We start from the raw sequence: 910 nt of genomic DNA on the forward strand, positions 1-910 counted from the left end.
CCGAAGTGCCGGGGAGGAAAACCGCCACAAGGAGGTGCTCTCCAAGCTTGTTGAAGCCTACAACATCCCGATGGCCCCCGAGCCGCCCTATATCGAGCCGAAAGACACGGAGTGGGCGTATCTGGTGACCGGTTTCTCGGAATGTGTGGACAGCTTCTTTGCCTTCGGTCTGTTTGCCCTTGCCGAGCGTGCCGGTCTGTTCCCCATGGAACTGATCGAGACGTTCGAGCCTGTGATGCAGGAAGAGTGTCGTCACATCCTGCTTTTCGCGAACTGGCTGGCCTGGCATCGCGCCACCATGCCGTGGTGGAAGCGCCCCGTCTTCGAGGCGCGCGTGTTGGGTGTCTGGGCGTTCCTCGCCTATGAGCGCATGGATCTGGCACGTTCCATCGACTCCGAAGGCAATGAGCATACGCAGGACAACAACTTTACTGTGACCGGCGCCAAGGACATGACGGACATCGATATCAAGGTGCCCGAGCTGATGCAGCTCTGCCTCGATGAAAATGACCGTCGTTTCTCGGGCTACGATCATCGCCTGCTGCGCCCCACCACGACGCCGAACCTCGTCAAGACCGGGCTGTTCGCCTATCGTCTGTGGGAGAAGGCCTCGGGAGCGGTGCGTGCACGGCTTGGACAGACGAAGCAGCACGCCCCTGCATGAGTGTGATCGAGCCGGGGTCTGAAGCCCATAAGCATTATTTCTGTCAGCAGTTTATCGATACGCATCAGGTTTTCGATCCCGAAACCCTGCCATGGCCCGAACTGACAGATGAGGAACTCGCCCGGCTTCGCGCTGTCCCGTTCTGGCAGGAGGTGTATCACACCGAACGCCGGGCCGGGGCTATCGTCGATGCCTTCACCCCCCAGATCATCGATCCGGAGGTGAAGGAGGCGGTGCGTCTTCAGR

At 60.0% G+C, this 910-nt stretch carries 2 pseudogenes; both read left to right on the top strand.

Going from position 1 to position 910, the window contains the following annotated elements:
• Positions 1-664 (top strand): annotated as a pseudogene (locus tag C0V97_RS16720) (ferritin-like domain-containing protein); the annotation flags it as partial.
• Positions 661-910, top strand: a pseudogene (locus C0V97_RS16725) (hypothetical protein); the annotation flags it as partial. The pseudogenes C0V97_RS16720 and C0V97_RS16725, both read left to right, overlap by 4 nt.

The organism is Asaia sp. W19, from assembly GCF_003994335.1.
GTDB lineage: Bacteria > Pseudomonadota > Alphaproteobacteria > Acetobacterales > Acetobacteraceae > Asaia.